This window comes from Bradyrhizobium sp. S69 (assembly GCF_009766005.1).
Lineage (GTDB): Bacteria > Pseudomonadota > Alphaproteobacteria > Rhizobiales > Xanthobacteraceae > Bradyrhizobium.
This window is the reverse complement of sequence record NZ_LMUK01000046.1, coordinates 239561-265333: the sequence shown is the minus strand read 5'-3', so window position 1 is coordinate 265333 and position 25773 is coordinate 239561. Positions and strand designations below refer to the sequence as shown.

Here is a 25773-nt window from a genome sequence, read left to right as displayed (position 1 = left end):
GCACCCCCGTTTCGGAGCCGGAAATATATTCCGGCTCCGAAAGGATTAGCAACAACGCGCTGTGACCCGAGATCGAAGTCGTAAACGCTTGCAGAGCGTCGTCAGGCCTCATCATCGCGCATGAGCGAGTCCAGTTCTTCCGGACTTAGCTGCTTCAGGGCCTTTTCAATGTCCCGGTTATATCGCCGATCGTTTGGCTCAACGCCGCGCTGAGCCTTCCGACCGTATTGCTGCACAAAAACGCTCACGGTTGCCACTTTCAGCGCGCGTTTTTGATCGGCGTTGAGACGATGTCGCTTCGGCTTGTCTGGCTCGATCAGATTATCCTTGCTCTCCGTCAAGCCTGCTTACTCCGCCGCGGTGACCGCGGCGAATTCGAGCACCTGCCGCTCGAACAGCCCGCGATAGAGTCCGCCTGTGCGGTTGGCGAGCGTGGCATGGGTGCCCTGCTCGACGATCTCGCCGCGATCGAACACCAGGATGCGGTCGAGGCTGCGTACCGTCGACAGCCGATGCGCGACCACGATCGAGGTGCGTCCCTTCATCAGCCGCTCCATAGCCTGCTGAATCAGGGCCTCCGATTCCGAATCGAGGCTCGAGGTCGCCTCGTCCAGGATCAAGACCGGCGCATCGGCGAGAAACGCCCGCGCCAGCGCCACCCGCTGCCGCTCGCCACCGGACAGCTTGACGCCGCGCTCACCCACCAGCGTACCGTAGCCTTTCGGCAGCCGCAGGATGAACTCATGCGCATTGGCGAGCCGCGCCGCCTGCTCGATTGCCGCCATGCTGGCGCCGGGCCGGCCATAGGCGATGTTCTCGGCCAGCGAGCGGTGAAACAGGATCGGGTCCTGCTGCACGATCGCGATCTGGCTGCGCAGCGATTGCTGCGTCGCCTGCGCGATATCCTGACCGTCGATCAGGATCCTGCCGCCGCTGACATCGTACAGCCGCTGCACCAGCTTGACGAAGGTGGTCTTGCCGGAGCCGGAGCGCCCGACCAGGCCGACGCGTTCACCGGCGCGGATATCCACCGACAGGCCGTCATACAGCGGCGCCCGATGGCCGCCATAATGAAACGTCACGTCGTCGAACACGATGCGTCCGCCCTGGATGTCGATCGGCCCGGCATCGGCGGTGTCCGCGATGCCGATGGCTTCGTCGTGGATCGCGACCAGTTCCTCCATGTCGTTGACCGAGCGCTGCAGATTGTTGACGTGCATGCCGACATCCCGCAAATAAGCGTGGATGATGTAGTAGCTGGTCAGCACATAGGTGACGTCGCCGGGCGACGCGCGACCGGCGATCCACAGCAGCACCGCACCGCCGATCACGGCGCCGCGCAGGCACAGCAGCAACGACAACTGCGCCAGAGCGGTGTTGTTGTAGCGCAGCCAGGTTCGCCGCACCCGCACCCGCCACCGGCTGATGACACGCACCAGCCGCGCGTCCTCGCGCGCTTCGGCGCCGAACGATTTGACGACCGCGTTGCAGGTCAAGGCATCCGCCAGCGTGCCGCCGACCTTGGTGTCCCAGGCATTGGATATCCGCGCGGCCGGCGCGACGTAACGCGTCGAAAACCACACGATCATCGGCAGGTAGATCGCAGCACCGACCGCGACCACCAGGCCGAGCGACGGCCAACGCAATCCGAGCAGGATGATCGATCCCAGCAGCACCAATAGCGACGGCAGCAACGCCATGAAGATGGTGTCGTTCATCAGGTCGAGCGCCCACATGCCGCGGGTGATCTTGCGCACCGTCGAGCCGGCAAAGCTGTTGCCATGCCAGTCGGTGGAGAACCGCTGCACGCGCACGAACGCCTCGCGCGCCACGTCGGACATCATCCGCAGCGTGAACGGCACGATCGTCCGGAATCCGAGCAGGCGCACGATCATCGACACCAGGCCGAGCAGGACGATCGCGGCGAACGCCGCCAGCGCGGCACGGCGCGCGGCGGGGTCGGCCGCGCCCAACGTCATCGCATCGACCAGGCGGCCGGAGAAAACCGGCATGAACAGGTCGGCTATGGTCGCGCCAATAAAGCCGCCGGCGGTGGCCGCGGCGAGCGCCGGCTGCTTGAGCCAGTGCCGGAACACAAAGGGCAGCACCACGCGAATGGCGGCGGGCCGCTGGTTCTGTTGCGTCGTCTCACGTTGAACGGTCATGGCGTTATCCGGCGGCGCTTTGCGCGCAAACCGGCTCCGTTGGTTGACGCCGCAACCCGACAAAAAGCGAGCGCAAACGCCGTTGAAAACCAAGCTAACTACTTGGGAAGCTTGGGAGATTTGAAAGTCTGGAATATCTTGGAAGCTTTGGTCATCGGGACGTCAGGCCCGATCGATGCTGGCGAAATGGCCCTTAGCGGGCGAAGCCGGCGTCCAGCATAAGCACCGAACGCGAGGGCGCGGACTGCGAATAGATCGAAATCATGCAAATCCTCCCAGGTTCGAGTGCAGAGCTCGAGTGACAGAGTTCGAGTGACGATGCGCTGCTTATAAAACCATCACGGTCGGTTTGCAATATGCGCGGCGCGCGAGCAGCGCTGCGCGCGCTTCATGGATCATTTTTGCAACGCACTTTTGCGCCTCAGGCGCCGAGATGCCTTACGCCCCAAGATCCCTTGCTCCCAAAGTCGAGCGCGGATTCGTTTGATTTGCGGCAAGGCCTGTGTTGGACTTCGCGCCAAGCCGTCAACAAGGCGGATCGAAAAGGGAGAGATGTTCATGGCTCACGCCAGATTTGAATTTGGATATTTTCTAAAGGCAACGACGGCGCTGGTCGCGTTGGCGGGCGGCGCGGCGTCGCCGGCATTCGCGCAATCGAGCGAGCCGATCAAGATCGGCGTCATCGCCGAAGTGCAGTCGATCGCCGGTGCGGCGACACCGGGCGGCGCCCAGATCGCCGCGGACGAGATCAACGCCAAGGGCGGCGTGCTCGGGCGCAAGATCGAGATCGTCTCCTACGACAACAAGAGCTCGTCGGCCGACTCGGTTCGGGCGTTCCAGCGCGCGGTATCCGACGACAAGGTCGCCGCGGTGATTGCCAGCTACATCAGCGAGGTCGTGCTGGCGCTCGAGCCATGGGCGGCGCGGCTGCACACCCCGTTGATCACGCCGGGAGCCGCGAGCAACGAAATCACGCGCCCGATTCACGACGACTATGACAAGAACAAATATACCTTCCATGGCTACCTGACCTCGAGCGAGCAGGCCCAGGCGGTGTGCGACGCGGCCAAGGATCTTCTGGTCGACGGCATGAAGATGAAAACCGCCGTCATCGTCAGCGAGGACGCGGCATGGACCAAGCCGCTCGACGCCGGCTATGAAGAGTGCCTGCCGAAGGTGGGACTGAAAGTGCTCGATCACATCCGCTTCTCGCCCGACACCACCGACTTCACGCCGATCTTCAATAACCTCGAAGCCAAGAAGCCGGATGTGATCATCACCGGCATCTCCCACGTCGGCGTGCAGCCGACCGTGCAATGGAAGAACCAGCAGGTCCCGATCCCGATCTTCGGCATCAGCGCGCAGGCGCTCAGCCCGACCTTCTGGTCGGATACCAACGGCGCGGCGGAAGGCATTCCGTCGCTGGCCTTCGCAACGGCCGGCACCGCGGTGACGCCGAAGACCAAACCTTTCGCCGCCGCGTTCAAGGCCAGGTTCGGAACGGACCCCGCCTACACCGGCTACACCGCCTATGACGAGGTCTACATCATTGCCGACGCCATCAAGCGCGCCGGCTCGACCGATGCGGACAAGATGGTGACCGAACTGGAGAAGACCGATTACGTCGGCACCATCGGCCGTGTCGAGTTCTACGGCCGAGGCGACCAATTCACCCACGGCCTCAAATTCGGCCCGGACAATATCAGCGGCATGATCTTCCAGTGGCAGGACGGCAAGCAGGTCACGGTGTGGCCGGCCAAGATCGCCGACGGCAAGCTGAAATATCCAAGCTTCGCCCGACCGACCAATTGATGGGTCGGCGCCCTTCGAAATCTAAAAACGACGGCGCGCTGCCCTTCACCTCTCCCCGACGGGGAGAGGTCGATTTGCTCCCGGCGATGCGAAGCATCGTCCGGTGCAAATCGGGTCAGGGCTCTTATACCAAACGAGAGGCCCTAACCCCTCACCCGTCGCGGAGCCGGTCATCGGGCGCGCATTCGCGCGACCCGTTGGCGCCGACCTCTCCCAACGGGAGAGGTGAAGGGAAGTCGCGGTCGATTCAATCAACCATCCCCGCGCTAATGCCCGCCGCCGGACGACAGCAGCGCGGGCTTCTTCAACAGCATGACCAACAGGCTGAGGCCGAAATAGAATATCGTCAGGATCAGGAAGGCGTCGCTATAGCCCATCACCACCGCCTGGCGGTGAACGATCATCGACAACTCCTTCATCGCCATCAGCGATGCATCGCCGAGGCCCTGCATGCGCTGGGTCAGCATGTCCAGCATCTCGGTCGCGGTGGCATTGCCCCAGTGCACGCGGTCCTGCAACCGCGAGATATGCAGGTCGGTGCGATCGTTGAGGATTTCATTGATGACGGCAAGCCCGACCGCGCCACCGAGGTTGCGCGTCAGGTTGAACAACCCGGAAGCGTTCTTGACGCGGTCCGGCGTCAGGGTGCCGAGCGCGATGTTGTTGGTCGGCACCATCGCGCACATCATGCCGATGCCGCGCAGGATCTGCGGCACCAGCAGTTCGTAGAAATCATAGTCGCGCGTGATCCACGTCATCTGGTAGGAGCCGAGCCCGAAGGTGATGAGGCCGAAGGCGATGATGTAGCGCATGTCGACCTTGAGCATCAGCCGGCCCACGATCGGCGCCATCAGGAACATGGTGGCGCCGGAGACGAACATGGTCTCGCCGATCATCAGCGCGCTGTAGCCGCGCACTTCCGCGAGATAACGCGGATAGACGTAGGTCAGGCCGTAGAGACCGATGCCGACGCAAAACGAGAGCAGACAGCCGACGCCGAAATTGCGGTTGGCGAAGGCCGAGATATCGACGATTGGCTCGTCCGCGGTCAGCACGCGATAGAAAAAGCCGATCGCGGAGACCAGGCAAATGGCGGCGCAGACCGCGACCGAGGTGTCCTGCAGCCATTCATATTGCGGGCCCTCTTCCAGCACATATTCCAGCGATCCGAGAAATCCCGCCATCGCGATCAGGCCGAACCAGTCGAAACGATCGAGCAGCTCGAAATTCGGCTGGTCGAAATCGACCAGCATCCACACCCCGATGATGATGCCGATGCCCGGCACGACGTTGATGAAGAACAGCCAGTGCCATGACATCGCGTCGGTGATGTAGCCGCCCACCGTCGGGCCGATGGTCGGCGCCAGCGTCGCGACCAGGCCGATGATCGGGCCGACGATGTAGATCTTGCTGCGCGGAAACACCGTGTAGGCCGAAGCGAACACGGTCGGGATCATGCCGGCGCCCAAAAATCCTTGCAGCGCGCGCCACAGGATCATCTGCTCGATCGAAGAGGCAAATCCGCATATGAAGCTCGAAATGGTGAAGCCGGCCGCCGAAATCGTGAACAACAGCCTGGTGCCGAGCGCGCGCGACAGGAAGCCCGACAACGGGATCGCGATCACTTCCGCGATCAGATAGGCGGTTTGGACCCACGACACTTCGGTCGAACTCGCCGACAGGCCGGCCTGGATCTCGGTCAGCGATGCCGAGACGATCTGGATGTCCAGGATCGACATGAACATCCCGAACACCATGATCAGGAACGCGATCAGCCGCCGCGGCGCGATGCGCTCGGACGACACGGCCGCTTCGTTCATCATCGTCGGCGAAGCGGTGGTGGCGTCAGCCATGATCCATTCCCGTCAGCACGGCGCGCAACCGAGCACGCCCGCGCGGGATGACTTATCTTCGAATCGTCATCCCGCTCTATCTATTTATTTTAAGCATGATCTTTTCGGAAAACCGGTATCCACTTTTCCGGATCATGCTATCGAAAAATCATTGCGGATGGGTCGCGGTCGGCGAATCCAGATCGGTATCGCTGTCGGCATCCTTGGCGCCCTCGCGGGTATCGACCGTGGTATAGACCGACATGCCGGCGCGCAGCAGGTTCTGCCGCGCCACATCCTTCGGCACGCGAACGCGGACCGGAAGCCGCTGCACGATCTTGGTGAAGTTACCGGTGGCATTGTCCGGCGGCAGCAGCGTGAACACCGAGCCCGCCGCGGGTGAAATGCTGTCGACCACGCCTTCGAATTTACGATGCCCATAGGCATCCACCGAGATCTCCACCGGCTGGCCGGGACGGATACGCTTGAGCTGCGTCTCCTTGTAGTTGGCGTCGATATAGACGTCATCGAGCGGCACCACATTGCCGAGCCGCTGCCCGACCACGATGAAGTCGCCGACGTTGACCATGCGATTGGAGAACGCACCCTCCACCGGCGCGCGCACCGAGGTGAAGTCGAGGTCGCGCTCGGCCTTGGCCAGCGTTGTCTGCAGTTCGGCCAGCTGGGCACGGGCCTCGGCCTGCTGTGCCTTGGTGACCTCGACGTTGCTGAGCGCCGTGTCAACGGCGGCCTGCGCCGATTTCACCGCCGCCGCGCCCTGATCGCGGCTGGCTTCCGACACCTCGAAGGTCGCCCGCGAGGCATATCCCTTGTTGTTCAGATCCTGCTGGCGATCGAAATCGAGGCCGGCGCGCTTGAGGCCCGCCACCGCCGACGCCAACTGCGCCTTGGCCTGCTCGGCCGCACCTTCCAGCGCGGTGATCTGGCGGCCGATGCGATCGATGGTGGCGGCCTGCGTCGCGATCTTGGTGCGCGCCGCGTCCACCGCGATGCGATAGTCGCCATCATCGATCTTGAAGATGACATCGCCGCTATGCACCACCTTGTTGTCGCCGGGCAGGATGGCCGCGATGTGACCCGATACCCGGGCGCCGAGCGTGGTGCTGTTGGCGCGGACATAGGCGTCGTCGGTGCCGACGAAGAAACGTCCCACCAGGAAATAATGCACGCCATAGGCTGCGCCCGCCAGCGCCAGCACCGCGAGGATCCCCGGCAAGACCAGCTTGCGCTTGCGAGGTTTGGTCGCGGCGGCATCGGCGGGCGGGGCGCCTGCTACAGCCGGTTGCGCGGTGGCAGGTGTGTCCGGCGTCTCCGCCGGGCGGCGCACGACGACGTCTTCGGCAAGAGGGGTGCGAGGCTGATCGGCGACCACAACGGAACTGTCGCGCACCGCGTCATCTCCCGTCGTATCCGGCTCGACACGAATGAAGCGTGCGGCCTGGTCTCGCGCTCCGGCCATGCCCGGCCTCCCCATGAAAACTGCCATTGAATTAGCATTGACCGAACGGTTCGGTCAAGGTATATCTTGTTAAGATCGACCCTAGAACATCCTTAGCTACCGCCGCCTTGTCGCGACCGGATTTTTTTCGGAGAAGCTAAACCAATGGTTGCAGCCCCTCCCGGGACATTACGCCTGGCCGGCGACGAGGATAGCTCAAAGCGCCGGCAAATTCTCGACGGCGCCAGCAAGGTGTTCATGGACCTCGGCTTCGACGGCGCCAGCATGGGCGAAATTGCCCGCGCCGCCGGCGTCTCCAAGGGCACGCTCTATGTGTATTTTGCCGACAAGAGCCGCTTGTTCGAGGCGATCGTCGAAGAAGAAACCACGGAGCAGAGCAAACTCGCCTTCAATTTCGACATCAAACGCGACGTCCCGGCGACGCTGCGGGAATTCGGCCTGGCCTATATCCAGTTGCTGTGCCGGCCCGGCGGCGGATCGGCCATCCGCACCGTGATGGCGATTGCCGAGCGGATGCCGGAAGTCGGCCGGCGCTTTTACGAGGATGTGCTGGAGAAGAACATCGACAGCTTCGCCAGCTATCTCCAGGTCCATGTCAAGACCAGGGAACTTGCGATCGACGACACCCAGCTTGCGGCGTCGCAATTCATGATGATGTGTCAGGCGTCGTTATTTCTGCCGCTGATTTTCCAGGCCGCGCCGCCGCCCTCGGTCGAGCGCATGACGGAAGTGGTCGAAAGCGCGACGCGAATGTTTCTCGCGGCGTATCGGGGACAGAAGCGAATAGCGAATAGCGAATAGAAAGGCGCCATTCCCTATTGGCTATTCGCTACTCGCTATTCGCCCTTCTCAATCATCGTCGTCCTCGTCGGTCGCCTTGTGCCGCGGCGACGATGCCTTGCCGATCGATCCGGTGACGGACGGCTCGCGCGCCGTAGATCCATACGACGCATAGGGATTGCGGCCCGAGGCGCGCGCCGCGACTTCCTCGCCGGACATCGCGGCCGGCTGGCAGATGATCGGCCGGCGGGCGCGACGCATCAGATCGACGTGAATGTGGTTGTAGTGATAGACGTTGGAGCCTGGCGCCAGCACGGTGGTGAACTCACGGCAGGCGGACGCCTGCACGTCATGCAGAAAGCCCTGCTCTTCCGGCATCCCTTTCCAGCCGGTCTCCACCGAAATGCGCCGGCCGTCGGCCAGCGTGAACGCCGCGATATCCAGTGCGTTGCCGAACGCGTGTTCGGAGATATGGGCGTTCGAATTGCCGTTCATGCCACGGCAGGAATAGGCGGAGATCTGCTTGATCTCGACGACGCGCGCGCCGAACCAGCGCATTGCGGCCGGCTGCACGGCTTCGGCCAGCCAATGATCGAGCACCGAGACGATCGGACAGGCCAAGGTCGCGGTCGGCTTCACTACGACCGGTCCGAACGACGTGACGGGGCTGCCCTGCACCGGACCGGGGCCGAGCCGCGGCTGGCTTTCGGTTTGCGGTGACGCATACGGACGCTGCGAATACGGCGCCGGATAATTGTCGCGCGGCGGCGTGGCCTGCGCGTCCGGATAGGGCCGGCCGTATGGCTGACCTCCTGATTGTGCTGGCGTGCCCTCTTCCGGCAATTCGATTTCACCGTCCTGCCGCGCCACGCCGGGCGCAGTCAATGAAACCGGGCCGTTAGACGGGGTCCGGTAGCCGGGCTGGCTCATCGTGTTGCCAGGATAGGGCGTATTGCCCGGATAGGGCGCGCTCTGCGGCGGAGGCGGCTGCGAGACCGGCCAGCGCGGCTGATTGCCGATGCTGCCGGGCGGCCGCAGATCGTCATCAGCAAAACCGAAGCTGCTGCTGTTCTCGCCAAGCGCTGCGACCTTGAGCGGGAATTCCGCGCCGCACATGCCGGGGCCCGAAATCGGGTCGATCCGGACCACATCGGCGCTCTCCTTGACGGCGCCGGACTTCAGGCACGCGATCTCGGCCTCGGCCCGCCACGGTTCGCGCTCCTCGGACTGATAAAGTCCGCGACCGCAACCCGCGAGGGAGACGAGGACGAAGGAGCCGACGAGATACAAACAAACTCCGCGCGTCATCCGCGCAACATCAACCAATTTATTTAACGACTCTTCAACGCGTTGATTTCATGAGTTTTTAACCACGTTGCCAATCGTCGCGTGCGGTGCATGGCGGCGATAGAGCAGCAAGGCTGACTTTTTTTGTGCGGGAACAGCTTGATAGTTTACGCGTTGATGCCGCCAGCGACGTGAACCAAGGGAGGTTTGCCGTGACTTTCGCCAGCAAGCTGAGCGTAGCTGCCGCCTATCTCGCATTCGCGTTTGTCGGCGCCATCGTGCTGGGCGTGATCTGACGCTTCGCACATCCCGAGTTTACAACGCTCGGCGGCCTGGTCATTCCAGCCGCCGGGCTTTTTTTGGCCGCGCTTATCTTACGATCGCCGACCTTAGGATCGCGGCTCTGACGAAATCCCCCGATCGGAAATCAGCCGCTGCGGCTTGATGTCGGCCCGGCTCCAGATGTTGCCGGAACAGAAGAAGCGGCCCAGCGCGCACGCTTCGACCCACAGCGAATTCGGCCCCTTCATCGCGATCGTCCCGTAATAAATGTTGCCGCTGTCACGGCTATAGACGCTGCCGGACCATTCGGATGTCGATTTCGACTTCATGTCGACCAGCACCGTCTCGCCCTTGGTCTTCAACGACGGATCGAGCACATAGCCGCACAACGCCTGACCGCATGGCTCGATGCGAACCATTCCCTTTCGTCCCTGAGTCTCCCAGTCGCCGATCGGCGTGTCGTCGGGCTGCTCGTCGACTTCATGCGAGACCTTGGAGATTCGCAGGGTGCTGTCCGCTACGGGCCGCGCGACATCGGCCGGGTGTACGATGGATTCCGATGGCGAGGGTGACGGTGACGGCGGGGGCGGCGGCAATGCCGGCGGCGGTGGCGGCGTCATCGCGGCCTGTTGCGCAAGCCGCGGTGGCGGATTTGGCGATGCCGGCGGCGATGCGGACATCGGTGCCGCGGAAGCGATCGGCCGCACCGGCGCTGGCGGCGGCGCGCAGACGACGGGTTGCGTTGCCTTGCCGGCCGGCGGAATCACGGAGGCCTGCACCGGCGCAGGCGGCAGGTTACGATCGTCATCGTCAGATCGATCGCGGCCGCGCTTTTCATAGATTCCCGGAATCGAAACCGAGACGCACGACGCCGAATTGCAATGCCGGGGCGCTTCGATGTGAACGCGATGTCCGCCGATCACGAAGGAAATCGAATCGCCTGCGTAAACCGGCGAACCGATCATCATCAAGGCGGCGAAAGAGAAAAACAGTCTCATCAGAAGTCTCCGGGCATTTTCCGAAAACTAGGCCCGAATCCGGCATCGGCGATGTGATGTGAGTCACCCCCTCCCCCTGTGACGTGGATCACGGAACGCGGCATCGCGCGGCCGTAGGGTCGAGGCCAATTCACGGGCTGCCAATTCACAGGCCGCCCCAACCGCCTGGAGGCTCACATGAAGAAGCTCATCGTTCTCGCGGCGCTGCTGATGGCGAGCACCGCCGCCCATGCCGGCAATTCGATTTCCTTCGACGTCAATGGCAAGCATGTTCACGTCGAGTTGCCGCGGAATTGCGACTCGCTGTCGTGCCTCAAGATATCGGCGCCCGGCCTTTCCGGCGCCGATTTCGGCTTCAAGTCCAAGCACGCCGATGACGACGATAATGTCGCCGACAATTCGAATACATCCGCGCCCGTGCAGAACACCGCGCCCGCAACGGCGGTGAAGGCGCCCGCGCCGCAGCCCGTCGCACCGGTGGCGAGCAGCGCGCCGGCCGCGCCGGTCGCCATCGCGTCCACCGCTCCAGTTGCGCCGGCCGCCGTCGCCAACACGATTGCCGCGCCGGTCGCTGCTCCCATCGCGGTCGCAGCCGTCGCCCCGTCGCCAGCTCCGGTTGCCGCGGCCCCCGCGCCGGCCCCGACCACGCCGCTCGGTATCTGGGCCACTGAAGAAAACAAGGGCAACGTTCGCATCGAGGAATGCGGTCAGAACCTCTGCGGTTATGCCGTGAAGACCGGCGAGAAGATCCTGATCAGCATGAAGCCACAGGGCTCGAAATGGACCGGCCAGATTCACGATCCGGACAGCGGCAGCGATTACGACTCCACCATCGCGATGAAGGGCCCCAACGCCCTGAAGGTCCAGGGCTGCGCCTTCGGCGGCATGTTCTGCGGCGGCCAGACATGGAAGCGCGTGAGCTAAGCCGGAGCGGGATACCCGCGCAGAGGATCAGCCCCTGGATCCTGCACGCGCCAGCCTGCCGACGAAATCGAGAAACGCTGGGTCTTCGTCGGCAGGTGGTGGTTTTGCCTGTTTGTGCCGGTCGTTGCGGTGGCTTATTACGTGGGCCGGCAGAGATCTCGTCGCCGCACCGTTTGACGCCAATCCAACAAGTATGGCTTTTGCGCGACTTGTGCTTGCATAACGCCGCCGCCTGCATTCATCTGTCATTCAGCCAATGAGGTCCTCAATCGCGGGACTGCGCTTTTATGCCGTCCGGAAATTCAAGGTGACATCGTAATGAGGCATCGGCTCTCGGTCGCAGGCTGGCTCGCGTTGCTGTTGCTGGCCGGCACGGCAAACGCGCACGCCATGCCTTCCCTGACGCAAGCCGGGCAGATGCCGGACATGCCCGAAGCGGCGCACGGGTTGATGCGGCTGGCGCAAGCGCAAGTTCAGACGCCGACGCCGCTGCCGCCGACCCAGCCGCCGTCACCGGCCCCCGCGCCAACGGCCGCGACGGCACAACCGGCTGACGCCGAGCCGATCGGAAACGTCGCGACCTTGACCGGCAGCGCGACCGTCACCCGCAACAACGCCGCGACGCCGCTCAAGCTGAAGGACGACATTTTCCAGAACGACGTGCTGCAAACCTCGGCGAATTCCACGCTTGGCGTCACCTTCAACGATGCCACCACGTTCAACCTCACCGCCAACGCCACCATCACCGTCGATAATTATCTGTATGAGGACGGCGGCAAGCAGAACGCGGCTTTGTTCGATATCGCCAAGGGCACCGTGGCCTTTGTCGCGGCCTCGGTCGCCCATACCGGCGATATGAAGATATCGACGCCGACCGCCTCGCTCGGTATTCGCGGCACCACCGGCCTCGTCGAAGTGCCGGAGGGCGCGGCCGCCAACAATCCGAACAATGTCGCGATCAAGCTTTATCCCGACGCCGACGGCCGGGTCGGGCGGATCGAAGTCAACGACCGCAGCGGCGCCCGGCTGGGCGCCCTGACCCAGGGCTCGTCAGGCTTTACCATTCGGCCGGGCGCCGGCGGGCGCTTTAGCGCGGCACCGCTGTTGATTTCGCCGCAGCAGGCGCAGCGCGACCAGGGCATCGTGCGCCAGGTTCATGCCGCGCAAAGCGTCGGCCGCCAGATCGTGACCCAGCAGCGCGCGTTGCGGCAGGCCAATCCGAACAGGAACAATCCGGCCCGCAACAATTTGCGCAACAATCAGGCGCCGAACCAGCGCAATAATCCGGCGGCTCGACCAGGATTGCAGCGGCAAAACAACCTGCAACAGCGCCCCGGTTCGCCGCAGGCCCCGAACGGACAAAACCGTCAGGGACAGCTACAGCCGGGCGCACGGCCCGCACCGGGCGTGCAGCCGCCGAATGCTCCCGCCGTGCGACAAGCAGGTGCGCCGCAGCCCGCATTGCAGCGGCCCGCAGCGCCGAACCGCCCGGCCGTGCGACGGCCACCGCCGCCGAAACCGCAGAAGAAGCGCTGAGGCCGGGGAGCTTGAACTGAGTTTCGCCGTCATTGCGAGGAGCGTAGCGACGAAGCAATCCAGTTTTTGCGTGGCACTGGATTGCTTCGCTTCGCTCGCAATGACGGACGCGTGGTCGGAATTTTAGATCGCGCGCGCTTCCAGGAAAATACGCAACCAAATTACGCCGCGCGGGTCAGCCAATCGCGGACTTTTCGCACCAGGCTGACGCGCGCGCCTTGATCGGTACGCGCTACACCGCTGTTCGCGGAATCCGGTTGCTCAGGTTCGGTCGGCAGGTTCGCCGCTATGTCCGGCTGTTGTTCGGTCGATTGCGGAACCATCCGGAAATCCTCCGAATTGGCAGCCGCGTCTGCTTCCGACGCCTCGGATTCCCAAAGCGCGATTTCCGCCGGCTCGATTTCCGGCACGCCGGTTTCCACCGTCGTGCTATCGACGGGCGCGCCTTGATCTTGCACGAGCTGTGCTACTTCCGGTGCGGCTTCGACGAGATCAGGCGGCGCGGCACCCAGCACCTCATGAGCGATCGAAGCTGTAGCGGGCAGCTCGGGCGGAGGAGAAATCACCGGCGTTGGCGCCGGTGCCGCGCGGCGGCTGCGGCGCTTCTCGGGCGCGGGCGCCTTGGCGCGCGATCGCCGTGCGGTCTCCGCCGTGGCCGCAGCCTGCAACGCGATCGGGCCCACATTGGCCAGAAACGCGCGCTCGGATCCGCGCGACAGCCGTTCCAGCGCGGCGTCCAGCGGCAGCCAATCGACTTCCTTGATGTCATGCATCAATTCGTGGGCCGGTTCGCCATCGGCCTGCATGCGCCAGTAATGCACGACCTTGAAACCACCGCCGGACTCGTAGACCAGCGTGCCCAGGAATTCGTGCACCGACACATCGTGCCCGGTTTCTTCCAGCACTTCACGTTCGGCCGCCGCGCGCGGCGTCTCGCCATCGTCGAGCTTGCCCTTCGGAAGCACCCATTCATTGCGCTTGCGCAGCCGCACCACCGCGATGCGGGGATTTTTTTCCCGCCGCAGCACAATACCTCCGGCCGCCATAACAGGCGTTCGCGCCATTATCTCGTCTCACATGTGCGATTTCGAATCGAATTTGAGCACGATTATATAAACACGTGTGACGCCGACACCAGTTATGTCGGTGATTTTCGCATCAGCGGTTGACCGGCGCGGATCGGCGCGCCTTCCACGATGTTGTCACAAAATTCAAAATGATCCGGCGCCAGCACGATGATGGTCGAGCCATGTTCGAACCATCCGAGCTCGTCTCCCTTGCGGACGCTGACATCGCATGGGAACTCGGTCGGCCCTTTGGTTTGCGCATTGAGCATCACATCGAGGAAATGCAGCCGGATGCTGGCGACCAGGATAGCCGCCACCGGCACCAAAGTGAGCGCTTCGCCGGTCGAGAGCCGGGTTTGCAGCACCGCCCGCTCGTTCTTGCAGAACAACCGCTCGACCCGTTTGAGCGCGATCGGATTGACGTTCCAGGTATCGCCATGGATGAACGTGACCCGCTCGATCCGGCAGTCATAGGGCGCGTGGAAGCGATGATACATGCTCGAGGTCAGCCGCAGCGTGATGAAGCGCCCGTTGCGGTGCGCCTCGACCAGAGCGGGATCGCCCAGCAGATCCAGCAGCGCGTAAGGCGCGCCCTTGATCTGAAACAATTCAGTGTCGGCGATCGCGCCATGGGCGCCCACGATGGCATCCGACGGACTGGCCACAATCGTAGGGTCCGGGTCGGCCGGCCGCAGGCCGGGGCGCAATTCGCGGGTGAAGCAATCGTGCAGGCTCTTGAAGCTGGTTTTTTTGGCCTCGGACAGATCGAGGTCGGAAAACATCCGCCAGCAGGCGATCGAGAGATCGCGGACCAAAGGCTGCTCGATCTTGCTGAACCAGCCGATGAAACGGGTCACCGCCGCCCGTGGAATCCGGTTGGTGAGCAGGAAATTGAGGTCTTCCTGCTGGGTCAGGCCTGCGATCAGGTTCTTGATTGTCATGAATCTGTCAGCAGGATTCGCTAGCGCTGGCGGCATGGATTCGTCCCTTCCGATTCTGTCGCTGTCCGCCGCCGCGATTGCCGGCGTCACCGCAGCCTTCCCCAAAGTGCAGGCGCGGCTGGCGCTGTCGCGGGCCAAGCACCGCTCGCTGACCGGGCATTCCAAGATGTCCAAGATGGTGGCCCGCCTGGTGCCCCTTTACGAATTCGATATCAACGATTTCTTCCGCTCCGACGGCGCGCCGCGCGACATCGCCACGCAGCGCGAGGACGCCTTCTTCCGGCTCGCCGGCTTCTACGCCACGCACTACGCCCGGGGCCGCGCGGCGACCGCTGAAGTGTCGAGCCGCATTTCCGACCTGCAATTCACCGAAACCTACCGGGTGCCGTTCCAGTACAGCCGGCTGGTGCGGGAAAATCTTGCCACCAGCGCCTTCATGGAGTCCTCGGCCGGCGTCACCGTCACCGATCTCGACGGCAATGTCTTTTACGACCTGACCGGCTCCTACGGCGTCAACATCTTCGGCAATGACTTCTACAAGGAGTGCATCACCGCGGGCGAAAAGCGGGCGCATGCGCTCGGCCCGGTGCTCGGCTCCTACCACCCCGTCATCACCGACAACGTCAAACGGCTGTGCGAGATTTCCGGGCTCGACGAAGTCTCGTTCCACATGTCGGGGACCGAAGCGGTGATGCAGGCGGTGCGGCTGGCGCGCTACCACACCCGCCGCTCGCATCTGGTTCGCTTCGCCGGCGCCTATCACGGCTGGTGGGGCGACGTGCAGCCCGGCATCGGCAATCCGGTGTCGCCGCACGAGACCTATACCTTGGCCGACATGTCGGAGCGTACGCTCCATGTGCTGAGGACGCGCAACGACATCGCCTGCGTGCTGGTCAATCCGCTGCAGGCGCTGCATCCCAACGCCAACGCGCCCGGCGATTCCGCGTTGGTCGACAGCTCGCGTGGCTCGCGCTTCGATCGCGCCGCCTATGGCCAATGGCTGAAGCAACTGCGCGAGGTCTGCACCGAGCGCAACATCGTGCTGATTTTCGATGAGGTTTTCGTCGGCTTCCGGCTCGCCGCCCGCGGCGCCCAGGAATATTTCGGCGTTCAGGCCGACATGGTGACCTACGGCAAGAGCCTCGCCGGAGGCTTGCCGATCGGCGTGGTCTGCGGACGCAAGGATCTGATGCGGCGCTTCCGCGACGACCGTCCCGCCGATATCTGCTTTGCCCGCGGCACCTTCAATTCGCATCCCTATGTGATGACGGCGATGGATGAATTCCTGAGCCGGCTCGACAGCCCCAATTTCAATGCCGTCTATAATGGACTCGATGAGCTCTGGAACGAACGGGCGCGGCAATTGAACGACATGCTGGCCGCGCAGGATCTGCCGGTGCGTCTCAGCAATCTGTCGTCGATCTGGATGGTCCATTACACCGAGCCGTCCCGCTATAATTGGATGTTCCAGTATTATCTGCGGGCCGAAGGGCTGGCGCTGAGCTGGGTCGGAACCGGGCGCCTGATCTTCAGCCTGAACTACACCGATGCCGATTTCGCCGAGGTGACCAAGCGGTTCGCCGCGGCTGCAACCAGGATGAAGCAAGACGGTTGGTGGTGGCGCGATGCGTCGCTGACCAACAAGGCCATCAAGCGGCGGATTCTCAAAGAGATCATCGCCCGGAAGTTCAAGCGCTGAGCGCGCGCCTTCATTCATCGACATTGAGTCACTTTTCGTCGTGGCCAGACTGAAAACGAGAAGCACGTCTTCGCGCTTCTCGGCGTCATCCTGAGGAGCGGCGTCTTCGCCGCGTCTCGAAGGATGATGTTCAGCTCCGTGCTTGCAGCCATCCTTCGATGGCTCGCAAGAGCTCGCACCTCACGGGTGAACGCAATTGCGTTCATCCCGGGGATGACGTCCTCCCGGAGGTCAAGAACGGGAATGCCCGGGACAGGCCCGGGCATGACGAATGTTGCGAGTATTCGGGATCGCGAATCACGCGTGCTTGACGTGCTTCTCAAGACCGGGATCGATCAGCTCGCCCCGCAGCAGCGCCAGCGGCGCCTTGTGGTAGAGTTTGAAATCGCTGAACGGGTCGGTCAGGATTTTGGTCATCCAGACCAGGCCGGTCTCGACGTCGCGGATGAAGAACAAATGGATGGTGCGGAACAACAGCCCGCCGACGCCGACCGCGAGCCAGATCTTGGCGACCTGCCGCATGAAATCGGCCGATGACACCCAGGGCTTGAACAGGCCGAACATGGTCGGGTCGAGATACAGCACCAGCGGCGAGAGCGCCCAGATCGTCATCAGCACGATCTTGCGCTGCAGATTGTAGCCGACCTTGATCTCTTCCTTGTGCTCGTGAGTAGCCTGGTTGACGTGGTCGTAGCCCTTCGGCTCGAAGAAGAAATGACCGGCCTGACGCGTGGTCATCGAGACGCACCAGCCCAGCAGCGCGGCGGCGACCGGATCGAAGAACATCATCACGTAACCAACGAGAAAGCTCGAGGCGCTGACAAAGTGCAAACTCTGGTTGATGCGGCTGTGGTGATAAAAGCGGTGGTCATCCCAGCGCTGCGTGTGCAGAGCCTCTCTGAAATTATCGAGCATCATTCGTCTCCATCTTCCGGGATATCGATACAGGGATTCGATGTCCGGCATGTGACATCATCATAATGACATATAACTAGACGCAGCCGGACTGTTGGTAAGTTCGCGACCGCCTCAGGCGGCCGCGGCGATCTCGACCTTGCGAAACCGAATCAGCGAGAAGTGTCCGAGCGGCGGCACCAGGCGGCGCTCGACCAGTTCGATACCAGCAGCACCAGCCTGCCATTTCGCAAAGCGCGACCAGGCGAACTCGGCGGTGCGGAAGCCGAGCGGACGTACCACCGGCTGCAGCCGCTGTTCGATGAAGCGGCGCACGCCGGCGTCGGCGCTGACCCGGCTCAGCAGGATCATCTCGCCACCGGGCCGCAACACCCGGGCGAATTCATCAAGGGCTACTTCCGGATTCGGTACCGCGGTGACGACATATTGCGCCATCACGACGTCGAACGAATTGTCCGGGAATTCGAGCTTCTCGGCGTCCATCACCGCGAGACCTTCGACATTTTTCAGCCCGAGCTCTTTCACCCGTTGATGCGCCTTGCGCAACATCGCTTCCGAAATATCGGTGCCGAACACGCGGGTGTTGGCGGCATATTGCGGCAACGAGATCCCGGTGCCGACGCCGACCTCGAGCACGCGGCCGCCAAGGCTGTTGGTGGCGACGATGGCCGCCTGCCGGCCCTTGCCGAACACGCCGCCGAACACGAGGTCATAGATGGGAGCCCAGCGATCATAGGCGCGCTCGACCGTCTCGCGGTCGAAGTCCAGTTGATCGGTGCCGTCCAGTTTCAAGGTTTCCGCCATGATGGTTCCAACTTGCTGTGATGATGATGATTAGCCGCGTACCGCGGTTCTGCCCGCGACCAGGCGGGAGGGCCGCAGCGAACGGCTTGGCTGCAACGCGGTCAAATTGCCGATGAACTGACGCGCACTGTTTTCCCAGGAACGCTCGATCGCAAAATTACGACACGTCTCACGCGACATCTGAAGCGCGCGCAGGCAGGCGCTCTGCAAATTCTCGTCGAGCGCGCCGATCGGATGGTCGGCGATCACATCGAGTGGACCGGTGACCGGAAACGCCGCAACCGGCGTGCCGCAGGCGAGCGCTTCGAGTTGAACGACACCGAAGGTGTCGGTCTTGCTCGGAAACACGAAGACGTCGGCCGCGGCCAGATGCGAGGTCAGGTCCTGGCCTTTTTTCTCGCCGAGGAATTTGACTAACGGATATTTGCGCTCGAGTTCCGCGCGCTGTGGTCCGTCGCCGATCACGACCTTGGTGCCCGGCAGCTCCAGCGAGAGAAACGCCTCGATGTTCTTTTCGACCGCGACGCGGCCCATCGTCATGAAGATCGGCCTCGGCAAATCGAGCGGGGCCGGCTGATCCGGATTGAACAGATCGGTGTCGACGCCGCGGGTCCAGAAGCCGAGTTTCTTGAATCCGCGCGCGCCGAGTTCGGCCTTGAGCGAGTCGGTTGCGACCATGATCATGGCGGCGGCCGCGTGAAAGTGCCGCAGCACGGCATAGCCGACGCTGGCGGGAATGCCGGTGCGGACCTCGACATATTCCGGAAAGCGCGTCGTATAGGAGGTGGTGAAGGCCAGCTTGTTGCGACGGCAATAGCTGCGCACCGCCCAACCGATCGGGCCTTCAGTCGCGATATGAATGGCGTCCGGCGAAGCCGCCTCGATCCGTTTGGCGATCTCGCGCCGGTTCGGCAGCGCTACTCGAAGGCCGGGATAGGTCGGCAACCCCATCGACGGGAAGCCGTCCGGGGTCAGAAAGTCGATGTCGACCCCGAGCCCGGCAGCGCTTCGCGCCAGCGAGGTTAACGTGCGCACCACGCCGTTCACCTGCGGGTGCCAAGCATCGGTCGCGATCAAAATCCGCATCGAGGAGGCCTAAGAGATAGTTGACGAGCTAGCTGATTCTTAATCTCCCGACGTTCGGCCATGGATATTTCAGGCGTATGACGTCATCGAAGTGTTAGGCCAATTTTTGTTAACCTTCGGGGCTCGTCGCCTCATGAAACTGTCATGAAACAATTCGTTGCCGCGACGAAGCCGTTTTTCGCTTTTGAAGCAAAGCTCTGGAAACGCCTGTCCGCTATCGATCGTCCCAACAACGCGCCGGATCGAGGCGTGAAACAAAACAGGGGACGACACATGTTCAGGCTGGATATTTCGAAGCTGAATTGCCGCCGTGCCACCTCTCATCTATTGGCGCTCGGCGCATTGGCGATCGGCGCGCTGGCGTTTACCGCGCCCGCTTCGGCGACGCCTTTGTTTCCATTGATCACGACGCAGCCGGCGCCGATGGTGCAGGCCGCGCCGGAAGACGATCAGGGTAGCGCGGCGGAACTGCCGGCGCGGCTCAGGCGCCAGATCGTGAGCTACCCGACCCGCGAGGCGCCCGGCACCGTCGTCATCGATACGCCCAACACCTATCTCTATTATGTGCTCGGTGGCGGTCAGGCGATCCGCTACGGCATTGGCGTCGGCCGCGAAGGCTTTACCTGGTCGGGCGTGCAGTCGGTGACCAAGAAAGCCGAGTGGCCGGACTGGACCCCGCCCCCGGAAATGATCGCGCGCCAACCCTATCTGCCGCGTTACATGGCCGGTGGCCCCGGCAATCCGCTCGGCGCCCGCGCGATGTATCTCGGCGGCACCGTGTATCGCATCCATGGCACCAACGCGCCGGCGACCATCGGAACGCATGTATCGTCTGGCTGCATCCGCCTCACCAACGCCGACGTTTCGGATCTCTATTCGCGAGTCAATGTCGGCACCAGGGTGATTGTGATGCCGATGACGGACCGGCGCGCGGACAATGCCGGCGACAAGCGAAGCTGACGAACGTCCCAGGATGACGGAGGCTACGAACCTCATCCTGAGGAACTTGCCGCCGGGGCCGCGCAGACAGGCTCGATCGTCATCCTGAGGTGCTCGCCGCCTTCGGCGAGCCTCGAAGGATGGGCCGCAAGCACGACGCTGAACACCATCCTTCGAGGCTCGCAAGAGCTCGCACCTCAGGATGACGGCCGAAATAGCGTCACAGGGCTCTCAGTAGTCGAGGTGCCCAAGAGGTAAATGGCGCGGGTCTTCCGCGCCATTGCTGTTTCTGACCAGCAACAAACTCCCGGGCTAAATCCGGGATCGTGCCCGCGGCGTGTCAGAACCGTGGCGGTGGCCCGGACCGCGCCGCAAATTTTCGCCAAGCCGCCTCAGGTGTTACCTAAATCGCCACTAAGTCGCGCTGGCGCCGATAGAATCCAGCCTGTAAACTCGCCCCTCAATCAGTCCGGGGGGACGATGCGTCTGCCGTTACGTCTAAGGACGATCCTGCTTGCCAGCGTGGTCGTCGCGCTGTCTTTTTTCGCCAGCCTGAAGGCGTTCGACTGGCTGTCGCCGCGCGCGCCGATCAACGCGGCGCCGATCACAGCCTTGCCGCCGCTGCCGCCGGCCGCGCGCAGCTCCACGGTGCTGGCGCCGGTCTCGATTTCGATTGCCGCGATCCGCGACGCCGCCGACCGCGCCGCGCCGCGCACCTTCACCGGCAAGGCCGACAACCCGGCACCGCAGATTCTGCAGAACGCCGATATCGGCTGGACCGCCTCGCGCGGCCCGATCGCGGCCAGTGGCGCTTCGGATGTGCTGACCCTGGCGACGCCATTGACCGGAACCCTGAATGTCACGGGCTCGCTGTCGTCGAAGGCGACCGGCGCGGTCAGCAACGCGCTCGGCAGCCTGCTCGGCGACAAGGCCGCCAAGCAGATCGGCAGCATCAACATCAAGGAGCTGAACGCCCACGCCGACATCAAGGGCACCATCAGCATCACCTCGCGGCCGAAACTCGCCGCGGCCTGGCACTTCGAGCCGAACTTGCAGGCCCAGGTCAACCTCGGCGATTCGAGCCTGTCGGTCGCCGGCGCGCGCGTCAGCGTTCCGGCGCAGGTCAAGCCGGTGATCGACAAGAACGTCGCCGATCAAATGGAGGCGGTCTCGACGCGGATCCGCAACGACCGGACCTTCGAGCAGAGCGCGCGGGTGCAGTGGGCCAAGGCTTGCCGCTCGATCCCGCTGCAAGGCACCGGCGCCTCTTCGACCCTGCCGCCGCTCTGGCTCGAATTGCGGCCGACCCGCGCCATCGCGGTGCAGCCGCGCGTCGATGCATCCGCGGTCACGGCCACGATCGGCATCGAAGCAGAGACCCGCATCACGTCCGAGCAGACCAAGCCCGACTGCCCGTTCCCCGACAAGATCTCGATCATCCCGCCGACCCCGGCGGGGGTGAACATCGGCGTGCCGATCGATCTGCCGTTCACCGACATCAACAAGATCCTGGAAACGCAATTCGCGGGCAAGACCTTTCCCGAGGACGGCTCGGGCGCGGTCGACGTCACCGTGAAGCAGGCGACGGTGGCGGCGTCCGGCGACCGGCTGCTGATCTCGCTGTTGGTGCACGCCAAGGAAAAAAAGAGCTGGTTCGGGTTCGGCGCCGACGCCACCGTACAGATCTGGGGCCGGCCGGTGCTCAATCCGACGGAGCAGACGCTGCGGCTGACCGACGTACAGCTCGCCGTCGAATCCGAAGCAGCCCTCGGGCTATTGGGAGCCGCGGCGCGCGAGGTGATGCCGCGTCTGCAACAGACGCTGGCCGACAAGGCGGTGCTCGATCTGAAGCCGTTCGCGGCCAACGCCCAGAAAAAGGTCGCCGCCGCGATATCGGACTTTCAGAAGAACGAGGACGGCGTGCGGATCGCGGCCGAGATCACCCGTGTCGAGCTCGCCTACATCGCCTTCGATTCCAAAACGCTGCGCGTGATCGCGGAAGCCGAGGGCTCGCTCAGTGTATTCGTGACGGCGCTGCCGGGGTTGTGACGAAGTATCGTCGGAACATCTGAGACTGGATTGAGCGATCGCGCCAACGGAAGCGCGCTCCCTCCCCCCTTGCGGGGGAGGGTCGGGGTGGGGGGTGGCCACAAGCTCCGTGCTTGGAGACCCCCCACCCCTCCCCGCAAGGGAGAGGGGAGAAGAAGCGGGCCTCATCGCAAGCGTTCAAACCGGAACCTGACGGAAAAGCCCCGCGCCAAGCCGGGCCTGGCCGAGCGGCGTCGCTGGATTGAGTTCGCCCTTTCCCATCAGGACAAAGCATTCACTGAGGGTCGGCGTTTCGTCGCGGCCCTGAAAACCGATTGCCGCCAGATCCGGGGCCAGGCGCAGGAATATCGCGCCGTAGACGACGCGCAGAAAATTACGCAGCACAACGAAAATGGCGCGTTGCTGGGCCGTGATCTCGGCGTTCTCCTGGATGGCAAGCAGATCGACCGCATCGTCGTCCGACAGATTGACAAAATTGGAGAGTGTCGCGAGGTCGATATAGGGATGCGCGAGCGCGGCGCGCTCCCAATCAACCAGACGGATTTGCGAACCATCCCAAAGAAGATTCGCGGGGTTTGCGTCGTTGTGGCTGAGCACGCGGCGCGGATCGCTGGCCAGCGCGGCCAATCCAAGCGAAACGAACTTCCCCAGCGGTCTCGCCCAATCCGGAAATCCCGCTCTTGCCGATTGCTCCTCCCAGACGGCCTGGCCGAGAGACGTATCGAGCGGACGGAAATCCGGCGCGGAAATCCCATGCAGGCCCGCCAGCGCTTCGGCGACCGCCCGAAGCGCGCGCGCGCGAACATCCGGCTGCCGCAGGGCTATTCCAAGCTGCTCGCCTTCGGCCTTCGCCGACACCACCGCACCGGTCTCCTGATCGACCGATATGATCTGCGGCGCGACACCTCTGTCGGCGGCGAGCCGCTGTGCCGCAATCATCCAGGAAAGATCGTCGACACCGGCGGCAGGAATCCGCAGGAAAAACTCACCCGAATCGGTCGTGACCGCATAGACGCCGGCGCCAGAAAGCCCCGCTGTTACAGGCGTAACCAGCTTGACCGCACCGAAGCGCGCAACGGGAAAATAGCTCTCTGGATTCTTCATTGGACGCTTCTGGACGATAATTCGGACACTGCCAAGCCCCCGGTCTGTGCAGCGAGTTATTTCATGCGAGAAGAAGCTGACGATGACCCGCACCACTTCTGCACCGCCGCGCGCTCGTGATTGCGGGAACGCCGCGCGGAACCGGATTCGCAAGAATGCGATTCGAGGCTCCGGTTCGGGATCTGGAATCACGCCTGTCCTCACGTTCGCAACGTCGAACCGAAGGTCCGGAAGGCGCCGAACAACGAACATTTCACAGATACGGTAGAATCGACGCTGATGACCCGGAACGGAACTCGCACCGGCTTCATTCAAAATTGAGCATTCGGCGTGTTAAAGGTTGACGAAAATAATTTTCACAACTTACTGACCTTGAATGGCAAGACCATGAAGCTCGCTGAACCACAAAATGCGTTTTGGGATTTCATATGACAGATCAAGAGCAGAACGTTGCATTAGTTCTCATTGCCTTCTGGCTGATTACCTGGTTCGCCTTCGCTGTACCTACTGCGCGCTTCGCCAGATTTGCGGGCCATCCGTGGTGGGTCGCTTACTTGATCTGGTTTCCTTTTTGGGTACCCTACGTTCGACCGATCCTTTTCAGAATGTTTCCTATCCTCGCAGAGCAACAGGCAACTTCGTTTCTGTCTTGGGTTTTCTACCTCACGCCAGGAATAATTTACTGGTGGATCGTTGCTCTATCAAAGCCGAAAGGTAACGGTAGTCATGCTGATCCAGCTTTCAGTGCAGACGCTAGGACGTTGGTCAAAAAGTGACCTATGAGATGAAGCAGCTTCGTGGGCTTGTAGGCTTCATGCTGCTTATGTTGCCGCCATGGCTTCCATTTTGGTACTCGCGTAACTTTGAGATGCCGTTGGACGGCAATACCCGCTTTTTATTATTATCGTGCGTGCTCTCAATCTTCTTTTCGGGATTTGGCGTGGTCTTCTATTTTCGATTTCGCGCGCGCGACCTGTCGCCCCCTCAGAGATTAGTGCGCCTCAACATCGGATTGTTCTTGCTGGACATCTTCATTTTCTATCTCGTTTATTCCGCCGATCCCACCCGCGTTCACTGCCAGCCTTCCGTCGAATGCAAGCCCCACCTGCTTCTGTGGTTGACCCTCGCTTGGACGCACTTTGTCTATGCTATCGAGATGTACGCGATCGGTTTTCCTCGGTTTGGAAAAGAGCAAAAGCTATAACTGCCAACACTGCGATGTCCGTTATTGGCGCTTTTCGGAATGGAGAGATGTCCGACTTTTGTCTGCAAAACGCTGTAAGGCGGACATCGACCGATGTGCGGCTCCTGGATTTATGAATCCGAGCCCTAAATAAACGCCATTCCGCCGTTCAGCAGCACCGTCTGCCCGGTCATGTAGGCATTGCCGAGCACCATCAGCACGGACTGCGCGACTTCATCCGCTTGCCCCATGCGGCCGAGCGGGATGTTGCGCGCCAGCTCCGTTCGGCCGGCCATCATGTCGGTCTCGATCAGCGACGGCGCCACCGCGTTGACGGTGATGCCTTGCTTGACCAGGCGCGCCGCATAGCCGCGGGTCAGTCCCTCCATGCCGGCCTTCGAGGCGTTGTAATGGACGCCGATGGCGCCGGCGCCGCGCGCGGCGCCCGACGAGATATTGACGATGCGGCCCCATTGCCGCGCCCGCATCGACGGCAGCACGGCCTGGGTGCACAGGAAGGCCGATTTCAGGTTGACCGAAATGGTCAGGTCGAACTCGGCTTCGGTCAAATCATCGACCCCGCGCACGATCGCCATCCCGGCGTTGTTGATCAGGATGTCGATCGGGCCCAAGGCCTCGGTGACGCGGCCGACCATAGCTGTGACATCCGCGCTCTGAGAGACATCCGCGGCAATCGCGATGGCGCGGCCGCCCGAGGCCGTGATCTTCGCGACCACAGCTTCAGCGGCGTCGGCCCGTTCGCGATAATTCACCGCGACTGACGCGCCAGCTGCGGCGAGCGCCAGCGCGACCGCCGCACCGATACCGCGGGAGGCGCCGGTCACCAGCGCAACGTGACCTTTGAGATCTTTGACCGTTTCTTGCATCGA

Annotated in this window: 22 protein-coding genes; 9 read left to right on the top strand and 13 right to left on the bottom strand. The window is 62.8% G+C overall.

Annotation, left to right across the window (positions count from 1 at the left end):
• Nucleotides 1–101: 101 nt before the first annotated feature.
• Both GSQ88_RS26005 and GSQ88_RS26000 read right to left on the bottom strand, forming a co-directional pair.
• Complete coding sequence (locus GSQ88_RS26005; RefSeq protein WP_159010624.1) at nucleotides 102–341, bottom strand: hypothetical protein; 240 nt, start codon at nucleotides 339–341, stop codon at nucleotides 102–104.
• A 6-nt stretch (nucleotides 342–347) separates the two neighbouring features.
• Nucleotides 348–2165 (bottom strand): ABC transporter ATP-binding protein, encoded by a 1818-nt coding sequence (locus GSQ88_RS26000; RefSeq protein WP_159010623.1) that lies wholly within the window; start codon nucleotides 2163–2165, stop codon nucleotides 348–350.
• 558 nt (nucleotides 2166–2723) lie between these two features.
• Here GSQ88_RS26000 and GSQ88_RS25995 point away from each other — a divergent pair.
• Complete coding sequence (locus tag GSQ88_RS25995) at nucleotides 2724–3977, top strand: ABC transporter substrate-binding protein (protein ID WP_159010622.1); 1254 nt, start codon at nucleotides 2724–2726, stop codon at nucleotides 3975–3977.
• 266 nt (nucleotides 3978–4243) lie between these two features.
• Here GSQ88_RS25995 and GSQ88_RS25990 read toward each other — a convergent pair whose 3' ends face one another.
• Nucleotides 4244–5830 (bottom strand): DHA2 family efflux MFS transporter permease subunit, encoded by a 1587-nt coding sequence (locus GSQ88_RS25990; protein ID WP_159010621.1) that lies wholly within the window; start codon nucleotides 5828–5830, stop codon nucleotides 4244–4246.
• A gap of 148 nt (nucleotides 5831–5978) precedes the next feature.
• Nucleotides 5979–7289: an HlyD family secretion protein gene (locus tag GSQ88_RS25985; protein ID WP_159010620.1), complete on the bottom strand. Its 1311-nt coding sequence runs from the start codon at nucleotides 7287–7289 to the stop codon at nucleotides 5979–5981.
• Between the two features lie 144 nt (nucleotides 7290–7433).
• On the opposite strand from GSQ88_RS25985, the gene GSQ88_RS25980 reads away from it, so the two are divergent.
• The gene (locus GSQ88_RS25980; RefSeq protein WP_159010619.1) at nucleotides 7434–8090 is read left to right on the top strand and encodes a TetR/AcrR family transcriptional regulator; all 657 of its coding nucleotides are present in this window, start codon (nucleotides 7434–7436) and stop codon (nucleotides 8088–8090) included.
• A gap of 48 nt (nucleotides 8091–8138) precedes the next feature.
• On the opposite strand, the gene GSQ88_RS25975 is transcribed toward GSQ88_RS25980, so the two are convergent.
• Complete coding sequence (locus GSQ88_RS25975) at nucleotides 8139–9377, bottom strand: extensin-like domain-containing protein (RefSeq protein WP_159010618.1); 1239 nt, start codon at nucleotides 9375–9377, stop codon at nucleotides 8139–8141.
• Between the two features lie 125 nt (nucleotides 9378–9502).
• On the opposite strand from GSQ88_RS25975, the gene GSQ88_RS35345 reads away from it, so the two are divergent.
• Nucleotides 9503–9652, top strand: a complete 150-nt coding sequence (locus tag GSQ88_RS35345; protein WP_210253895.1) for a hypothetical protein — start codon at nucleotides 9503–9505, stop codon at nucleotides 9650–9652.
• Between the two features lie 93 nt (nucleotides 9653–9745).
• Here GSQ88_RS35345 and GSQ88_RS25970 read toward each other — a convergent pair whose 3' ends face one another.
• A complete protein-coding gene (locus GSQ88_RS25970; protein ID WP_159010617.1) occupies nucleotides 9746–10636 on the bottom strand; it encodes a DUF2147 domain-containing protein in 891 nt (296 codons plus the stop codon).
• Nucleotides 10637–10813: 177 nt separating this feature from the next.
• Between GSQ88_RS25970 and GSQ88_RS25965 the strand changes: the two genes are divergently transcribed.
• Both GSQ88_RS25965 and GSQ88_RS25960 read left to right on the top strand, forming a co-directional pair.
• Nucleotides 10814–11560, top strand: a complete 747-nt coding sequence (locus GSQ88_RS25965) for a DUF2147 domain-containing protein (RefSeq protein ID WP_159010616.1) — start codon at nucleotides 10814–10816, stop codon at nucleotides 11558–11560.
• 318 nt (nucleotides 11561–11878) lie between these two features.
• Nucleotides 11879–13096: a FecR domain-containing protein gene (locus tag GSQ88_RS25960; protein ID WP_246785009.1), complete on the top strand. Its 1218-nt coding sequence runs from the start codon at nucleotides 11879–11881 to the stop codon at nucleotides 13094–13096.
• Nucleotides 13097–13257: 161 nt separating this feature from the next.
• Here GSQ88_RS25960 and GSQ88_RS25955 read toward each other — a convergent pair whose 3' ends face one another.
• Together GSQ88_RS25955 and asd are read right to left on the bottom strand one after the other, a co-directional pair.
• The gene (locus GSQ88_RS25955) at nucleotides 13258–14160 is read right to left on the bottom strand and encodes an NUDIX hydrolase (RefSeq protein ID WP_159010615.1); all 903 of its coding nucleotides are present in this window, start codon (nucleotides 14158–14160) and stop codon (nucleotides 13258–13260) included.
• A 74-nt stretch (nucleotides 14161–14234) separates the two neighbouring features.
• Nucleotides 14235–15104 (bottom strand): archaetidylserine decarboxylase, encoded by an 870-nt coding sequence (gene asd / locus GSQ88_RS25950; protein ID WP_159010614.1) that lies wholly within the window; start codon nucleotides 15102–15104, stop codon nucleotides 14235–14237.
• A 34-nt stretch (nucleotides 15105–15138) separates the two neighbouring features.
• Between asd and GSQ88_RS25945 the strand changes: the two genes are divergently transcribed.
• Complete coding sequence (locus GSQ88_RS25945; RefSeq protein ID WP_159010613.1) at nucleotides 15139–16803, top strand: aminotransferase class III-fold pyridoxal phosphate-dependent enzyme; 1665 nt, start codon at nucleotides 15139–15141, stop codon at nucleotides 16801–16803.
• Nucleotides 16804–17100: 297 nt separating this feature from the next.
• Here GSQ88_RS25945 and GSQ88_RS25940 read toward each other — a convergent pair whose 3' ends face one another.
• From GSQ88_RS25940 to GSQ88_RS25930, 3 genes are all read right to left on the bottom strand, one after another.
• Nucleotides 17101–17718 carry a hypothetical protein gene (locus GSQ88_RS25940; RefSeq protein ID WP_159010612.1) on the bottom strand — a complete coding sequence of 206 codons (618 nt, stop codon included), beginning with the start codon at nucleotides 17716–17718 and terminating at the stop codon, nucleotides 17101–17103.
• Between the two features lie 114 nt (nucleotides 17719–17832).
• Nucleotides 17833–18522, bottom strand: coding sequence for a class I SAM-dependent methyltransferase (locus tag GSQ88_RS25935; RefSeq protein ID WP_159010611.1), 690 nt, complete (start codon nucleotides 18520–18522; stop codon nucleotides 17833–17835).
• Between the two features lie 30 nt (nucleotides 18523–18552).
• Entirely contained in the window at nucleotides 18553–19608 is a 1056-nt protein-coding gene (locus tag GSQ88_RS25930; RefSeq protein ID WP_159010610.1) for a glycosyltransferase family 4 protein, read from the bottom strand.
• Nucleotides 19609–19881: 273 nt separating this feature from the next.
• Here GSQ88_RS25930 and GSQ88_RS25925 point away from each other — a divergent pair, with 273 nt between their 5' ends.
• Both GSQ88_RS25925 and GSQ88_RS25920 read left to right on the top strand, forming a co-directional pair.
• A complete protein-coding gene (locus GSQ88_RS25925) occupies nucleotides 19882–20568 on the top strand; it encodes a L,D-transpeptidase (RefSeq protein ID WP_159010965.1) in 687 nt (228 codons plus the stop codon).
• Between the two features lie 459 nt (nucleotides 20569–21027).
• Complete coding sequence (locus GSQ88_RS25920) at nucleotides 21028–22596, top strand: DUF4403 family protein (RefSeq protein ID WP_159010609.1); 1569 nt, start codon at nucleotides 21028–21030, stop codon at nucleotides 22594–22596.
• Nucleotides 22597–22773: 177 nt separating this feature from the next.
• Here GSQ88_RS25920 and GSQ88_RS25915 read toward each other — a convergent pair whose 3' ends face one another.
• Nucleotides 22774–24015, bottom strand: coding sequence for a phosphotransferase (locus GSQ88_RS25915; RefSeq protein WP_210253894.1), 1242 nt, complete (start codon nucleotides 24013–24015; stop codon nucleotides 22774–22776).
• 469 nt (nucleotides 24016–24484) lie between these two features.
• Between GSQ88_RS25915 and GSQ88_RS25910 the strand changes: the two genes are divergently transcribed.
• Nucleotides 24485–24904 carry a hypothetical protein gene (locus GSQ88_RS25910; RefSeq protein ID WP_159010607.1) on the top strand — a complete coding sequence of 140 codons (420 nt, stop codon included), beginning with the start codon at nucleotides 24485–24487 and terminating at the stop codon, nucleotides 24902–24904.
• A 125-nt stretch (nucleotides 24905–25029) separates the two neighbouring features.
• Here GSQ88_RS25910 and GSQ88_RS25905 read toward each other — a convergent pair whose 3' ends face one another.
• Nucleotides 25030–25770, bottom strand: a complete 741-nt coding sequence (locus GSQ88_RS25905) for an SDR family NAD(P)-dependent oxidoreductase (RefSeq protein ID WP_159010606.1) — start codon at nucleotides 25768–25770, stop codon at nucleotides 25030–25032.
• Nucleotides 25771–25773: the final 3 nt, after the last annotated feature.

Excerpts from the sequence above, each read along its gene's own strand:
- GSQ88_RS25955 (WP_159010615.1), bottom strand. The coding sequence starts at position 14,160 with ATGGCGCGAACGCCTGTTATGGCGGCCGGAGGTATTGTGCTGCGGCGG.
- GSQ88_RS25945 (WP_159010613.1), top strand. The coding sequence starts at position 15,139 with ATGGATTCGTCCCTTCCGATTCTGTCGCTGTCCGCCGCCGCGATTGCC.
- GSQ88_RS25930 (WP_159010610.1), bottom strand. The coding sequence starts at position 19,608 with ATGCGGATTTTGATCGCGACCGATGCTTGGCACCCGCAGGTGAACGGC.
- GSQ88_RS25910 (WP_159010607.1), top strand. The coding sequence starts at position 24,485 with ATGAAGCAGCTTCGTGGGCTTGTAGGCTTCATGCTGCTTATGTTGCCG.
- GSQ88_RS25985 (WP_159010620.1), bottom strand. The coding sequence starts at position 7,289 with ATGGCCGGAGCGCGAGACCAGGCCGCACGCTTCATTCGTGTCGAGCCG.
- GSQ88_RS25935 (WP_159010611.1), bottom strand. The coding sequence starts at position 18,522 with ATGGCGGAAACCTTGAAACTGGACGGCACCGATCAACTGGACTTCGAC.
- GSQ88_RS25990 (WP_159010621.1), bottom strand. The coding sequence starts at position 5,830 with ATGGCTGACGCCACCACCGCTTCGCCGACGATGATGAACGAAGCGGCC.
- GSQ88_RS25940 (WP_159010612.1), bottom strand. The coding sequence starts at position 17,718 with ATGCTCGATAATTTCAGAGAGGCTCTGCACACGCAGCGCTGGGATGAC.
- GSQ88_RS25905 (WP_159010606.1), bottom strand. The coding sequence starts at position 25,770 with ATGCAAGAAACGGTCAAAGATCTCAAAGGTCACGTTGCGCTGGTGACC.
- GSQ88_RS25925 (WP_159010965.1), top strand. The coding sequence starts at position 19,882 with ATGTTCAGGCTGGATATTTCGAAGCTGAATTGCCGCCGTGCCACCTCT.
- GSQ88_RS25920 (WP_159010609.1), top strand. The coding sequence starts at position 21,028 with ATGCGTCTGCCGTTACGTCTAAGGACGATCCTGCTTGCCAGCGTGGTC.
- GSQ88_RS25980 (WP_159010619.1), top strand. The coding sequence starts at position 7,434 with ATGGTTGCAGCCCCTCCCGGGACATTACGCCTGGCCGGCGACGAGGAT.
- GSQ88_RS25975 (WP_159010618.1), bottom strand. The coding sequence starts at position 9,377 with ATGACGCGCGGAGTTTGTTTGTATCTCGTCGGCTCCTTCGTCCTCGTC.
- GSQ88_RS25970 (WP_159010617.1), bottom strand. The coding sequence starts at position 10,636 with ATGAGACTGTTTTTCTCTTTCGCCGCCTTGATGATGATCGGTTCGCCG.
- GSQ88_RS25960 (WP_246785009.1), top strand. The coding sequence starts at position 11,879 with ATGAGGCATCGGCTCTCGGTCGCAGGCTGGCTCGCGTTGCTGTTGCTG.
- asd (WP_159010614.1), bottom strand. The coding sequence starts at position 15,104 with ATGACAATCAAGAACCTGATCGCAGGCCTGACCCAGCAGGAAGACCTC.
- GSQ88_RS25995 (WP_159010622.1), top strand. The coding sequence starts at position 2,724 with ATGGCTCACGCCAGATTTGAATTTGGATATTTTCTAAAGGCAACGACG.
- GSQ88_RS26000 (WP_159010623.1), bottom strand. The coding sequence starts at position 2,165 with ATGACCGTTCAACGTGAGACGACGCAACAGAACCAGCGGCCCGCCGCC.
- GSQ88_RS25965 (WP_159010616.1), top strand. The coding sequence starts at position 10,814 with ATGAAGAAGCTCATCGTTCTCGCGGCGCTGCTGATGGCGAGCACCGCC.